The organism is Streptomyces sp. ActVer, from assembly GCF_027270795.1.
GTDB lineage: Bacteria > Actinomycetota > Actinomycetes > Streptomycetales > Streptomycetaceae > Streptomyces > Streptomyces umbrinus_A.
Map to the genome: position 1 here is coordinate 52,271 of NZ_JAPWHT010000006.1, position 13,017 is coordinate 65,287.

Below are 13,017 nucleotides of genomic sequence, written 5' to 3' on the forward strand. Positions count from 1 at the left end.
CCTTCAATTACCGGGCAGGGCGCACCAATTCGTAGGCATCCCGCAGATCCCGCCCTACGTAGGAGTGGGTGGCGAGACCTTTCAGATGCAGATCCGCATTGACGGCGACGGATACCGGAACCACCCCGAACAGGTCCCTGTCCGACATCGAGTCGCCGTATGCGACGCAGTCGGCCCTCGCCACCCCGAACTCCGCGCAGAGCCGGTCCGCTATCCGCACCTTGGCCGCCGCGCTCAGGATCCCGGCAGGGTTCACCGGCTCGGTGAACGGCACCGCGGGGAAGCGTGATCCGTACGCCGCGTGGGCGCCCCAGCCCGTCAACCGCTCGACGAAGAAGGAGGGTGAGAGCGAGACGACGGCGCAGTAGTCGCCGCTCCCCCTGATCTCCGCCCAGACGTCCTGGATGCCCTCCAGCCACGGCGCACTCGCGAAAGCGGTCGCCACATGCGCCTCGGTGAGGTCCCTCCAGAGAGCGTGTACCTGCGCCGCGTACTCCGGCGGGCCTATGAGACCCACGCCGATCGCCTCGTCGAGCGCCACGGTCTCGGCTTCCAGACCGAGCTGTCGGGAGATCTCCACGGGCGCCGAGGTGCCGTGCAGCAAGGTCCCGTCCAGATCGAAGAGATGAAGTCTCGCCATGTACGCCGAGGCTAGTACGTGGGGTTACTCCCGTCGGCAGACGTACTTTCCACTCCCGCCCGGCACGGTGTTTCACGTGAAACTAAGCCGCCCCGCACGCCGGGCCACCCTCGTCGTCCATGTAGCCGCCTCCGCGGGCTGGCTCGGGCTCACGCTCGGGCTGCTCGCTCTGGGGACTGACCCGGCGTGGACGAGGCTGCGTGAGCAGAAGTCGGCAGGGCAGAAGTCAGGCAGGCAGAAGTCGCGTGGGCAAAAGATCAGTGCGACTGCCCGGAAACCGGTGGACGCCGAGCGGGCATCTCAGACAGCCTGACCTGCGTGTCGACTCCTTCCCCCGCCTTCCAGCCCATCCGCCGTCTGACGCCACGCGATCTCTCCGCCTGCGCCGATCTCTCCGAGAACCGCGGCTGGCCCCGCGAGGAACACAAGTGGGGCCTCCTGCTCACGGCCGGCACGGGTTACGGCATCGACGACCCCGACGGGGGCCTCGTCACCGCCTGCGTCGTGACCTCGTACGGGCCCCAGGACCGCCCCGCCCTGGCCGCGATCGGCATGGTGCTGGTCGCCGAGCGGCACGCCCGCCAGGGCATCGGACGCAGGCTGATGCGGCATGTCGTCGGCGACTTGGGCACCACACCGATGACGCTGCACGCGACGCCGTACGGGCGCCCTCTCTACGAGGAACTGGGGTTCAAGACCACCGGACGGGCCGAGATGGTCCGCGGCCACTTCGTCCCGGGCGGCCCTGAGCCCGAAGTCGCCACGCGTGCGGCCACCGCCGAGGACCTCACCGCGATCCTCCGGCTCGACGAAGAGGTCTTCGGTACCGACCGCACGCACATGATCACGCGCCTGCCCGCCTTCGCCGACCAGTTGCGTGTCGCCGAGGAGGACGGCCGGGTCATCGGCTACGCGGCCGCCTGGCCCAACCTGGACAACCATGTCGTGGGCCCGCTGATCGCCCGGGACACGGAGACGGCCAAGGCGCTCATCGCCTCGCTGGCCGCCCACGTCGACGGGCCGTTGCGCACCGACATCGACGTACGGCACGAGGAGTTGCTGGCGTGGGTGAAGGAGCGCGGGCTCGCACCCACGGGCTTCAACGCGGTCATGACGTACGGCATCGCGGAGTTGCCGGGCGACTGGACGCGGCGGTTCGCTCCGCTCACGGTGGCGGCGGGCTGAAGGGCCGAGGGTGAGTTCGGCCGACGTCGGAGAGCTCGGCGGTCGAGAGCTGAGCCTCTGAGAACTCCGCGGTTGAGCTCGGCGGTCGAGAGCTGGCGGCATACCGAAACGCCTGCCCCGGATAGGGCAGGCGTTTCGGTGTTTCCCGGCGCTACGGCGCTTTCGAGCGCTCCTAGGCGAGCGTCTTCAGCGCGGCGGTGGCGAAGGAGTGGTCCTGCTCCGGCGCGCCGCCGCCGACGCCGATCGCGCCGATCAGGCGGCCGTCGCGGTGGACCGGGACACCGCCCGCGATGAAAAGCAGCGGGCGGTCGAGGGCGGTGGGCAGGGTGTGGAAGAGCCCACCCGGCTGCACGGCGTCGACGAGGTCGGCGGTGGGGGTGTCCATCTGCAGTGCCGTGTAGGCCTTGCGGGTGCTGGTCTCACCGGAGATCAGTACGGCCCGGTCGTCGCGCCGGAAGGCGAGAAGGTGGCCGCCCGCGTCGAGGACAGTGACGCTGACCTTCACGTCGGCGGCTTCCGCGGCGCGACGGGCGGCGTCACGAGAGCCTCGGCGTCCTGGATGGTCAGCGGGGTGACAGTGGTGGTGCTCATGAGCTTGTTTCTCCTTGATGGGTGGTGCTGTGTGGGGGTGGCGGTTTGCCGGGTGGTGGCATGTGGGGGCCGCGGTCCGCTGAGATGCGGGTGAAGGCTTGCTCGGGCTTCGGTCGGCCACCGGGACAGCCCTGGCCCGGCAGCCGACCACACCAGGGCGGATGAGACCGCCCAGGCAGCGGGTCAGTGGTGAACAGCGGCCTGCTGCTGCCCGGACTCCGCCGACGCCGCCCCGGTGACGATCAGGCCGTCGGCGGTGTTGGTGGCGTCGGACCGGCGCTCCAGAGCGGCCGAGAGGACGGCCAGCACGAGGGCGGCGGCGGCGAGGATCGCGCCGACCCAGTTGGGGGCGGTGTAGCCGAGGCCGCCCGCGATGACGAGGCCGCCGAGCCAGGCGGAGAGGGCGTTGCCGAGGTTGAAGGCACCGATATTCACGGCGGAGGCGAGCGTCGGGGCGCCGTGCGCCTGGTCGAGCACCCGCTTCTGGAGCGGCGGCACGGTGGCGAACCCGAGGGCACCGATCAGCGCGATGGTCACGGCCGCCGCGATCTTGTTGTGCGCGGTGAGCGTGAAGAGCGCGAGTACGACCGCGAGGGAGCCCAGGGAGACGTACAGCATCGGCATCAGCGCGCGGTCGGCGAACCTGCCGCCGACGAGGTTGCCGCCGACCATGCCGATGCCGAAGAGGACGAGCAGCCAGGTGACGGAGCCGTCGGCGAAGCCGCCCACGTGCGTCATCATCGGCGCGATGTAGGTGATGGCCGCGAAGACTCCGCCGAAGCCGAGGACGGTCATCGCCATCGCGAGCAACACCTGAACGTTCTTGAACGCGGCCAGCTCGTGACGCAGGCGCACGCCTTCCGGCTTGGCCATGTCGGGGACGAGCTTGGCGATGCCCGCCAGGCCGAGGAGGCCCAGGGCCGCGACGATCGTGAACGTCACGCGCCAGCCGACGGACTGGCCGATGAGGGTGCCCAGCGGTACGCCGACGACGTTGGCGACGGTCAGGCCGGTGAACATCATCGAGATGGCGCCGGCCTTCTTGTCGGGCGCGACGAGGTCCGCGGCGACGACCGAGCCGATGCCGAAGAAGGCACCGTGCGCGAGCGAGGCGACCACGCGGCCGATCAGCATCACGGTGAAGTTGGGAGCGACGGCGGAGAGCAGGTTGCCGACGATGAAGAGCCCCATCAGGAGCATCAGCATCCGCTTGCGGGAGACCTTGGTGCCGAGGACCGTCATGAGCGGCGCGCCGAACATGACGCCGAGCGCGTAGCCGGTCACGAGGAAGCCCGCGGTGGGGATCGAGACACCGAAGTCACCCGCGACCTCGGGCAGCAAACCCATGATCACGAACTCGGTGGTTCCGATTCCGAAGGCCCCGATCGCGAGGGCAAGAAGCGCGAGAGGCATGGGGGAGAACCTTCCCAGACGATTGCAGGAGCGCTTTACGTGCGTTGACAATACTTGCAGACGCCGATTAATTGCAAGCGCGGACTATTGCGCGAGTGCTCTATCCTGGTCTCAGCCGCTCCGGTACGGAGGAGAACGCCATGACAGCGACGGACCCCGCGCTCACCGCCCTCGCCCAGGGCTGGTGCGCCCTCTCCCTGCTGCACGGGAGGATCGAGGCCCACATCGAACGGGCCCTGCAGACCAAGCACGACCTGAGCGTGCGCGAGTACTCACTGCTCGACGTCCTCAGCCGTCAGCACGACGGCGACGGCGGCCATCTCCAGATGAAGCAGGTCGCCGACGCGGTCGTCCTCAGCCAGAGCGCCACCACGCGACTGGTGACCCGCCTGGAGGACCGCGGGCTGCTCTTGCGCTACCTGTGCCCGACCGATCGCCGCGGCATCTACACGAACGTCAGCGAGGCGGGCCTCAAGCTCCTCGACGAAGCCCGGCCCACCAATGACGCCGCCCTGCGCGAGGCACTCGACGCAGCGGCCCTGAATCCCGAGCTGGCCCCGCTGGTCCGCGTCGTCGAGTCGGCGAGCGCGCCGACGCCCGCGTGACGAGCGCGGCCACCCTGCGCGCGCTGTGACACGCCGGCGTCGGGTCACGTCCACGCAGGGGCACGTCGGCGCAGGGGCACGTCTGCGTAGGGTGCTGCCATGGGAGATCTTGAGATACGACCGGCTGTCCCGGACGACGTCCCTGCCATCGTCGCGATGCTCGCCGACGACCCTCTGGGAGCGCAGCGCGAGTCACCTGACGACCTGAGCCCCTATCTGGCCGCCCTGGAGCGCCTGCGCGACGATCCGAACCAGAATCTGGTCGTCGCCGCACGCGAGGGCCGTGTCGTCGGCACGCTCCAACTCACGATCATTCCGGGGCTGTCCCGCAAGGGTGCGACCCGCTCGATAATCGAAGGCGTACGCGTCCATGCCGACGAGCGCGGCAGCGGCCTGGGCACCCGCTTCATCGAGTGGGCGATCGACCGTTCCCGGAGCGAGGGCTGCCAGTTGGTGCAGCTGACCTCCGACGTCAGCCGCACCGACGCCCGCCGGTTCTACGAACGGCTCGGCTTCACGGCATCCCACGTCGGGTTCAAGCTCCAACTCTGAGGCGAATCGCGGCCGCCGAGTCGATGCGCAAGGCCATGTTGCGGTGAGGAACGCGCTGTTTCACGTGAAACATCACGCCCCTCACCGTGCCGCTCTCCCATCGCGGGGCGGCTAACGGATCCCGCGCCAGCCCTCAGGATCCACACCGCCCGGCACGGAAGCCCCCTCCTCGTACGGCTGCCGCGCGAACACGAACGACCCGAGGTCCAGGTGGTCCACCGATCCGTCGGGGCGCCGTACGGCCCTCAGAGCCTCGCCCGCGTAGTAGCCGTCGAGTCCCGTCCAGGTTCCGTCTCCGTTGGCCCTGAAACGAGAACGTCGGCCGTTGCCGGACAGCGGCCCGAGCGAGACACCCCCGTCGGCCATGAGGCGCAGCGCGGAGGCGTGCGTTCCCCAGTACCAGGGTCCCGCCAACTCCAGTACGGAACGGTCGACCTCGGGCAGCGGCCGCCACGGCTCGGGGATCCCGGGCTCGGCCTCGGCGACGATGCGTACGAGATCGGCGGCGACCGTGAACACCGGCGGGCCAGAGGTGCAGTTGGCGAGCACGACGGCGGCCAGTTCGTCCTCGACGCTGATCATGAGACCGGCGAGGAAGCCGGGGAGGGAACCGGAGTGCCCCGCGAGCATCCGGCCGTCCCGGTACTGGACCTGCATACCGAGGCCGTACGCGCTGCCGGCCGCCACCTCTTCGGCTTCGGCCGGCGCGGCGGGTGCACGCATCTCTCGTACGGACGCCTCGCTCAGCACCCGGTCGTCGCCCTTGGCCAGGAAGGCTGCGAAGCGTGCCAAGTCGCCAGTGGTCGACCAGAGTTGGCCGGCCGGTGCCATCCGGCCCAGGTCCTCGACGGGCTCGGGCAGCATCACGTCCGCCCAGGGATGCACGGCCCAGCCGCCCGCGTGCGGTGCTTGAGGCTCCGCACCCGTGCGGTGCAGCCCCAGCGGTTCGAGCACCTCGTTCCGCAGGGCCTCTTCCCACGGGACACCCCTCAGCTCCTCGACCAGCGCGCCCAGCAACGTGTAACCGGGGTTCGAGTAGTGGAACCGACGTCCGACGGGATGCCGGTGCGGCTGTTCGCCCAGCACGTCTGCGAGTTCAGGACGCAGTGATCCGGGAGTGCGCTCCCACCAGGGGGCGGGCGATTCGGCCGCCAATCCGCTTGTGTGCGCAAGGAGTTCGGCGATCGTCGCCTCCCCCGCGCCGGTGCCCGGAAGATGCTTCTCCAGCGGATCCCCCAGGTCCAGGATGCCCTCGTCGCGCAGCCGCAGCACCAGGACGGCGGTGAACGTCTTGGTGATCGAACCGATCCTGTACTGCACGTTCTCGTCCGGCCCGTGCCCGTCCACCGAGGTGCGGGAACCGTGCCACACCGTCTCACCACCTCGGACGACCGCCGCAACCAACGACGGCGCCCGCCCTTCCGTCTGAGCGGTGGCGATTCGGTGCAGCAGGGCCCGGCGCGTGGCGGGAAGCAGTTCTTCCGCAGGTGTCGTCATGGCCCAAGTCCACCTGCCCCGGCGTCCCGCGTCGAGCGCATTTGAGCCCGCTGCGGAATCTCGCGACCCACGGATCACGGATCACAGCGGGCGTTGCGCGCGCAGGACGGTGTCGTGGGTGTGGTGGGTGCCGACGGGTGCGGGAGCTGTCCGTGGGCGGGTTTCATTGATCAGGACGGTCCAGTCGTGGTCGAGGAGCTTGGCGATGTCGTCCGGCTGGTAGTAGTCGCCTGGGTCGAAGCCCTGCTCCGGGCTCGGGGACAGGTCGGCGAGGTCGTGGCCGACGAAGAGCAGGGTGCCGCCGGGTGCGACGGCGTTGAGCAGGCCACGCAGGGCGGTGTGATCCGGCTGGATCAAGAGCGGAAAGTACTGGACGGACACCAGGTCGAACGCGTCGGCCGGGGGCGGCGTGATGTTCAGGTCGGCCCGTGTCCAGGCCACACGACCCTCGATGTCCGCGGCAGCGGCGGCCGCGCGCTGCAGGGCGGTCGTCGAGATGTCGACCGCGGTGATCTGCCAGCCGTGTCGGGCCAGCCAGAGGGCATCGGCGCCTTCACCGCATCCGACGTCGAGCGCCTGTCCCGGCGCCAGGTCGGTGACCCCGGTGACGAGCACTCCGTTGGGGCGGCCGCTGAAGACCTGGTCGCGGCTGCGATACATCTCGTCCCAGAACTGTGCGTCCATCGCCTGTGCCTCGCATCGTGGGTCGGCTGCCATGGCGCCGGTCGTCCATGGCCTGCCATCAACCTGTCCCCGCCCATGACGAACCGACAAAGTTCTTTGCGAGAACTGCAAAAGCGTGGGCACAGTGAACGCATGAGTGACGAGTTCGACACCGTGCTGGCCGCGGTCGGGCCACGGCTGCGCGAGTTGCGGCGCCGCAGCGGGGCCACCCTGACCGCCCTGTCGGAGACCACCGGCATTCCGGTCAGCACCCTGTCCCGGCTGGAGTCCGGACACCGCAAGCCGGGCCTGGAACTGCTGTTGCCCCTGGCCAAGGCGTATCAGATGCCCCTCGACGAACTCGTCGGCTCCCCGCCCGGCCTCGACCCGCGGGTATACCCGCAGCCGTTCACCCGCAACGGCATGACCGTCATCCCACTGACCCGCAAACCCGGCGGGCTGCAGGCGTTCAAACAGATCCTCCCGGCTGGCCCGACCGACCGCGAACCGGATCCCCGCTCACACCAGGGGTACCACTGGTTGTACGTCCTCAACGGACGACTGCGCCTCGTACTCGCCGACCAGGACCTCGTCCTCACCACGGGCGAGGTCGCCGAATTCGACACCCACCTCCCGCACTGGTTCGGCAACGCCGACGAACGGCCGGTGGAGTTCCTGAGCATCCTCGGCCCCCAGGGCGAACGCTTCCACATCAGGGCCCGCTACCGACGCGACTGACCGCCGCGCCCTGGTCGCTGTCCGGGCGGACTGTAGACCTCGGCGGAACGATGAGTCTGTGGCTGAGCCACCGAGCAAGAGGACTACATGCGAGCTCAGATCGTGCGCCGATGAGTTTCCCGCGCCGCGCCGGTCTGTACGCGTGAGACCGACTCACGGAAGGCTGGCGCCATGCGGAAACTGATCTACGGCATGAACCTGTCCCTGGACGGCTACATCGCCGCGCCCGGCGACGACATCGGCTGGGGCGTGCCGAGCGACGAGCTGTTCCAGTTCTGGTCCGACCAGTTGGAGGCGACCGACCTGTCGCTGTACGGGCGCAAGCTGTGGCAGACGATGAGCTCCCACTGGCCGACCGGCGACCAGCAGCCCAACGCCACCCCGGCGCAGATCGAGTTCGCGCGCCGCTGGCGGGACATGTCGAAGGCGGTGTTCTCCTCGACGATCGACAAGGTCGACTGGAACACCCGCCTGGTCACCGGCGACGCGGTCGCCGAGATCACCCGGCTCAAGGCCGAGGACGGCGGCCCGATGGCCATCGGCGGCGCGACGCTCGCCGGGGCGGCCATGCGGGCCGGGCTGATCGACGAGTACGTGCTGGCCACCGCGCCGGTCCTGGTGGGCGGCGGAACGCCGTTCTTCACCGCGCTGGACAGCTGGGTGAACCTGAACCTGGTGGAGACGCGGACGTTTCCCTGCGGCGTGCTCCTGACCAGGTACGAGACGAGGCGCTGAGCGCCCGTCACGCGACTCGACATCTGAGCCCCTGCAATCAAGACGATCAGGTCTGTGCCATGTCCACGAAGCGCGAGTAGTGGCCCTGGAAGGCGACCGTGATCGTGGCCGTCGGGCCGTTACGGTGCTTGCCCACGATGATGTCCGCCTCGCCGGCGCGCGGCGACTCCTTCTCGTACGCGTCCTCGCGGTGCAGCAGGATCACCATGTCCGCGTCCTGCTCGATCGACCCGGATTCACGCAGGTCGGAGACCATGGGCTTCTTGTCAGTGCGCTGCTCGGGACCACGGTTCAGCTGCGACAGCGCGATCACCGGCAGCTCCAGCTCCTTGGCGAGCAGCTTCAGGTTTCGCGACATGTCGGAGACTTCCTGCTGTCGGCTCTCGGACCGCTTGCCGCCGGACTGCATGAGCTGCAGATAGTCGATGACCACGAGCTTCAGATCGGCACGCTGCTTGAGGCGACGGCACTTGGCGCGGATCTCCATCATCGACAGGTTCGGAGAGTCGTCGATGTAGAGGGGAGCGGCCGAGACGTCCGGCATCCGGCGCGCGAGCCGGGTCCAGTCCTCGTCGGTCATCGTCCCCGAACGCATGTGGTGCAGGGCCACGCGCGCCTCGGCGGAGAGCAGACGCATCGCGATCTCGTTGCGGCCCATTTCGAGCGAGAAGATCACGCTCGGCATGTTGTGCTTGATCGAGCAGGCCCGTGCGAAGTCCAGCGCCAGCGTCGACTTACCCATGGCGGGACGGGCGGCGATGATGATCATCTGGCCCGGGTGCAGACCGTTGGTGAGCTGGTCGAGGTCGGTGAAGCCCGTCGGCACACCGGTCATCTCCCCCGATCGCGAACCGATCGCCTCGATCTCGTCGAGCGCGCCCTCCATGATGTCGCCGAGCGGCAGATAGTCCTCGGTGGTGCGCTGCTCGGTGACCGCGTAGATCTCGGCCTGGGCGCTGTTGACGATCTCGTCCACGTCGCCGTCGGCCGCGTACCCCATCTGCGTGATGCGTGTACCGGCCTCGACCAGGCGGCGCAGCACGGCCCGCTCATGAACGATCTCCGCGTAGTACTCGGCGTTCGCCGCCGTCGGGACCGTCTGGACCAGGGTGTGCAGATACGAGGCGCCGCCGACCTTGGTGATCTCGCCGCGCTTGGTGAGCTCGGCGGCGACCGTGATCGGGTCGGCCGGCTCGCCCTTCGCGTAGAGGTCGAGGATCGAGCCGTAGATGGTCTCGTGCGCCGGCCGGTAGAAGTCGTGGCCCTTGAGCACCTCGACCACATCGGCGATGGCGTCCTTCGAGAGCAGCATGCCGCCGAGAACGGACTGCTCGGCGTCCAGATCCTGCGGCGGCACTCGCTCGAATGCCGAACCCCCGCCGTCCCAGGCTCCGTTGTCCGGACCGCGGTCGTGCTGGTCGTCTCTGCCCCGGCCACCGTCGCGGCGCTGGCGGGAGGCGGGCAGACGATCACTGGGACCGCTGTCGGCCCACGGATCGTCCAAGGGCTCGGAAATACTCACCGGGCCACCTCCTCCCGTCCGCCGAGCGGACCTCGCCGTGCCCCTCATTCCTACGGCACGACACTGACAAATGAGATGCCCAACTCCGGTTCTGACGCGTCGGTTTTGTGAGGTTTCCGAGGACGGAGAAGCGAGCGGGTGCCGCACCACGGTAGGCCCGCGGGCACCGTCAGCCAATCTGGTTATCCACAGGCCATGTGGACGACGGCCCCGATGCTGTGGAGAACCCGGCAAAACCTGTGCACGACCCGGTGGACAGGCCTGTGAACAAGCACTCAGCATCATTTCCGCACCTATCCTGACCTGCGCATATCCCGTCCACCGGCTGTGCAGAAGAAAAACTTTCCCGGTCGGATCAAGATCGACGCGAATGGCGCCGGGCAGCGCGTCTCACGCGACCGAAGGTAAGGGTCATAGGACACTTGTATCTCTTACCTGTGGAAGATTACATTGATGCGCATGACACAGGCTCCCGCGGCACCCAAGGCCGCCCGGCGACGGCACGACCGAGAGATCGTCGCGCTGGCCGTTCCGGCCTTCGGCGCACTCATAGCCGAGCCTCTCTTCCTCATGGTGGACACCGCGATCGTCGGCCATCTCGGCACCGCACAACTCGCCGGTCTCGGCATCGCCTCGGCTCTCCTCGTCACAGCCGTGAGCATCTTCGTCTTCCTCGCGTACGCCACCACGGCCGCCGTTGCCCGACGGGTCGGAGCAGGCGACCTCCAGGCCGCGATCCGCCAGGGCATGGACGGCATCTGGCTGGCACTGCTGCTCGGCGCCGCCGTCATCGCCGTCGTCCTGCCCACCGCACCCACCCTGGTGGAACTCTTCGGCGCCTCTGACACCGCAGCCCCCTACGCCACCACCTATCTGCGCATCTCGGCCCTCGGCATCCCCGCGATGCTCGTCGTCCTCGCCGCCACCGGTGTCCTCCGTGGCCTACAGGACACCAAGACACCCCTCTACGTCGCCATCGCGGGCTTCGTCGCCAACGGTGCCCTCAACGTGGGCCTCGTCTACGGCGCGGACCTGGGCATCGCCGGCTCCGCCTGGGGAACCGTCATCGCCCAGTACGGCATGGCCGCTGTGTACCTCCTCGTGGTGGTCCGCGGAGCGCGGAAGCACGGGGCATCCCTGCGGCCCGACGCCGCCGGGATACGTGCCTGCGCCCAGGCCGGCGCACCGCTGCTGTTCCGCACTCTCTCTCTGCGCGCGATCCTGATGATTGCCACCGCCGTCGCGGCCCGGCTCGGAGACGCCGATGTCGCCGCGCACCAGATCATCCTGTCGCTGTGGAGCCTGCTCGCCTTCGCCCTCGACGCGATCGCCATCGCTGGTCAGGCCATCATCGGCCGCTATCTCGGTGCGGGAGACGCCCAGGGAGCCCGCGATGTCTGCCGCCGCATGGTGGAGTGGGGCATCGCCGTCGGCGTTGTGCTCGGCGGGCTGGTGATCGTCAGCCGACCGCTGTTCCTGCCGCTCTTCACCAGCGACTCGGTCGTCCACGACACCGCGCTGCCCGCCCTGCTCATGGTGGCGCTCTCGCAGCCGATCTGCGGGATCGTCTTCGTCCTGGACGGCGTCCTGATGGGAGCGGGGGACGGCCCGTATCTCGCATGGGCCATGATCCTCACCCTGGCCGTCTTCGCTCCTGTGGCACTGCTCGTGCCCGTATTCGGCGGCGGGCTGACCGCGGTCTGGGGAGCGATGACCCTCATGATGACCGTGCGGATGCTGACCCTGTGGCTGCGCACCCGCTCGGGTCGCTGGATCGTCACAGGCGCCACGCACTGAGCAAACCCGCTCCGGCGTCACGAAGGCACGTGAGGTCGCTCGGTTTCACGTGAAACAACGAGCATTCCGCACCGTTCCCCGACGACGGATTCGCTTTGTTTCACGTGAAACACCGTCGGCTGAGAGAGTCCTGCCGGAGGCGCTCCCTTCCCGGAGGCCAGGGCAAACAGTGAGGGCCGCACCCTTGGGGTGCGGCCCTCACATGCACTGCTAGCGCACCGCTTACGCGGCGACGACCTCGATGTTGACCTTGGCGGCAACCTCGGGGTGCAGACGCACAGACGTCTCGTGAGCGCCCAGCGTCTTGATCGGCGAGCCCAGCTCGATGCGGCGCTTGTCGACGTCGGGGCCACCGGAAGCCTTGATCGCCGAGGCGACGTCAGCCGGGGTGACGGAACCGAAGAGACGACCGGCGTCGCCGGAGCGGACGGCCAGACGGACCTTCACACCTTCGAGGCGGGCCTTGATCTCGTTGGCCTGCTCGATGGTCTGGATCTCGTGGATCTTGCGAGCGCGACGAATCTGCTCGACGTCCTTCTCGCCACCCTTGGTCCAGCGGATCGCGAAGTTCCGCGGGATCAGGTAGTTGCGAGCGTAACCGTCCTTGACGTCGACGACGTCGCCCGCGGCGCCGAGGCCGGAGACCTCGTGGGTGAGGATGATCTTCATGTTTCGGTCACCCTTCCCTTATCGCGCGGTGGAGGTGTAGGGCAGCAGCGCCATCTCACGGCTGTTCTTCACAGCCGTGGCGACGTCACGCTGGTGCTGCGTGCAGTTGCCGGTCACGCGGCGGGCACGGATCTTGCCGCGGTCGGAAATGAACTTCCGCAGCATGTTCGTGTCCTTGTAGTCCACGTACGTGACCTTGTCCTTGCAGAATGCGCAGACCTTCTTCTTAGGCTTGCGCACAGGCGGCTTCGCCATGTGTGTTTCTCCTGTGTGATCAAGAAGTGTGGGTACGGCCCACCCTCAGCCCGGGGGCTAGAAGGGGGGCTCGTCCGAGTAGCCGCCGCCGGAGCCGCCGGCAGCGCCACCGCCGGAGCTCCCGCCCCAGCCGCCCGTCGTACCGCCGCGGCAAC

General features: G+C 68.6%; 13 protein-coding genes and 2 pseudogenes. 7 read left to right on the plus strand and 8 right to left on the minus strand.

The genetic code is table 11. The annotated features are described in order from the left end of the window. Nucleotides 1-7 precede the first annotated feature (7 nt). A complete protein-coding gene (locus O3Q52_RS02210; protein WP_269647064.1) occupies nucleotides 8-640 on the minus strand; it encodes an HAD family phosphatase in 633 nt (210 codons plus the stop codon). A 76-nt stretch (nucleotides 641-716) separates the two neighbouring features. On the opposite strand from O3Q52_RS02210, the pseudogene O3Q52_RS02215 reads away from it, so the two are divergent. Then, nucleotides 717-815 (plus strand): annotated as a pseudogene (locus O3Q52_RS02215) (DUF2269 domain-containing protein); the annotation flags it as partial. A gap of 143 nt (nucleotides 816-958) precedes the next feature. Beyond that, complete coding sequence (locus tag O3Q52_RS02220) at nucleotides 959-1,825, plus strand: GNAT family N-acetyltransferase (protein WP_269647065.1); 867 nt, start codon at nucleotides 959-961, stop codon at nucleotides 1,823-1,825. Between the two features lie 172 nt (nucleotides 1,826-1,997). On the opposite strand, the pseudogene O3Q52_RS02225 reads toward O3Q52_RS02220, so the two are convergent. Then, nucleotides 1,998-2,416 (minus strand): annotated as a pseudogene (locus tag O3Q52_RS02225) (heme-binding protein). A 183-nt stretch (nucleotides 2,417-2,599) separates the two neighbouring features. Then, on the minus strand, nucleotides 2,600-3,829 hold the full coding sequence (locus O3Q52_RS02230) for an MFS transporter (protein WP_269647066.1): 1,230 nt from the start codon (nucleotides 3,827-3,829) through the stop codon (nucleotides 2,600-2,602). Nucleotides 3,830-3,969: 140 nt separating this feature from the next. Here O3Q52_RS02230 and O3Q52_RS02235 point away from each other — a divergent pair, with 140 nt between their 5' ends. Beyond that, complete coding sequence (locus O3Q52_RS02235) at nucleotides 3,970-4,434, plus strand: MarR family winged helix-turn-helix transcriptional regulator (protein WP_269647067.1); 465 nt, start codon at nucleotides 3,970-3,972, stop codon at nucleotides 4,432-4,434. 99 nt (nucleotides 4,435-4,533) lie between these two features. Then, on the plus strand, nucleotides 4,534-4,986 hold the full coding sequence (locus O3Q52_RS02240) for a GNAT family N-acetyltransferase (protein WP_269647068.1): 453 nt from the start codon (nucleotides 4,534-4,536) through the stop codon (nucleotides 4,984-4,986). Nucleotides 4,987-5,097: 111 nt separating this feature from the next. On the opposite strand, the gene O3Q52_RS02245 is transcribed toward O3Q52_RS02240, so the two are convergent. Further along, nucleotides 5,098-6,483: a serine hydrolase gene (locus tag O3Q52_RS02245; protein WP_269647069.1), complete on the minus strand. Its 1,386-nt coding sequence runs from the start codon at nucleotides 6,481-6,483 to the stop codon at nucleotides 5,098-5,100. Nucleotides 6,484-6,564: 81 nt separating this feature from the next. Continuing rightward, the gene (locus O3Q52_RS02250) at nucleotides 6,565-7,167 is read right to left on the minus strand and encodes a bifunctional 2-polyprenyl-6-hydroxyphenol methylase/3-demethylubiquinol 3-O-methyltransferase UbiG (protein ID WP_269647076.1); all 603 of its coding nucleotides are present in this window, start codon (nucleotides 7,165-7,167) and stop codon (nucleotides 6,565-6,567) included. 132 nt (nucleotides 7,168-7,299) lie between these two features. Between O3Q52_RS02250 and O3Q52_RS02255 the strand changes: the two genes are divergently transcribed. Further along, nucleotides 7,300-7,884 carry a helix-turn-helix domain-containing protein gene (locus O3Q52_RS02255; protein ID WP_269647070.1) on the plus strand — a complete coding sequence of 195 codons (585 nt, stop codon included), beginning with the start codon at nucleotides 7,300-7,302 and terminating at the stop codon, nucleotides 7,882-7,884. Nucleotides 7,885-8,055: 171 nt separating this feature from the next. Further along, nucleotides 8,056-8,619, plus strand: coding sequence for a dihydrofolate reductase family protein (locus tag O3Q52_RS02260; protein WP_269647071.1), 564 nt, complete (start codon nucleotides 8,056-8,058; stop codon nucleotides 8,617-8,619). A 46-nt stretch (nucleotides 8,620-8,665) separates the two neighbouring features. Here O3Q52_RS02260 and dnaB read toward each other — a convergent pair whose 3' ends face one another. After that, a complete protein-coding gene (gene dnaB, locus O3Q52_RS02265) occupies nucleotides 8,666-10,141 on the minus strand; it encodes a replicative DNA helicase (protein ID WP_269647072.1) in 1,476 nt (491 codons plus the stop codon). A 459-nt stretch (nucleotides 10,142-10,600) separates the two neighbouring features. Here dnaB and O3Q52_RS02270 point away from each other — a divergent pair, with 459 nt between their 5' ends. Next, nucleotides 10,601-11,938 carry an MATE family efflux transporter gene (locus O3Q52_RS02270; protein ID WP_269647073.1) on the plus strand — a complete coding sequence of 446 codons (1,338 nt, stop codon included), beginning with the start codon at nucleotides 10,601-10,603 and terminating at the stop codon, nucleotides 11,936-11,938. A 222-nt stretch (nucleotides 11,939-12,160) separates the two neighbouring features. Here the strand turns inward: O3Q52_RS02270 and rplI are convergent, their stop codons facing one another. Beyond that, nucleotides 12,161-12,607: a 50S ribosomal protein L9 gene (gene rplI / locus O3Q52_RS02275; protein WP_055610620.1), complete on the minus strand. Its 447-nt coding sequence runs from the start codon at nucleotides 12,605-12,607 to the stop codon at nucleotides 12,161-12,163. A gap of 18 nt (nucleotides 12,608-12,625) precedes the next feature. Further along, nucleotides 12,626-12,862: a 30S ribosomal protein S18 gene (gene rpsR, locus O3Q52_RS02280; RefSeq protein ID WP_003949403.1), complete on the minus strand. Its 237-nt coding sequence runs from the start codon at nucleotides 12,860-12,862 to the stop codon at nucleotides 12,626-12,628. Between the last annotated feature and the right edge of the window lie 155 nt (nucleotides 12,863-13,017).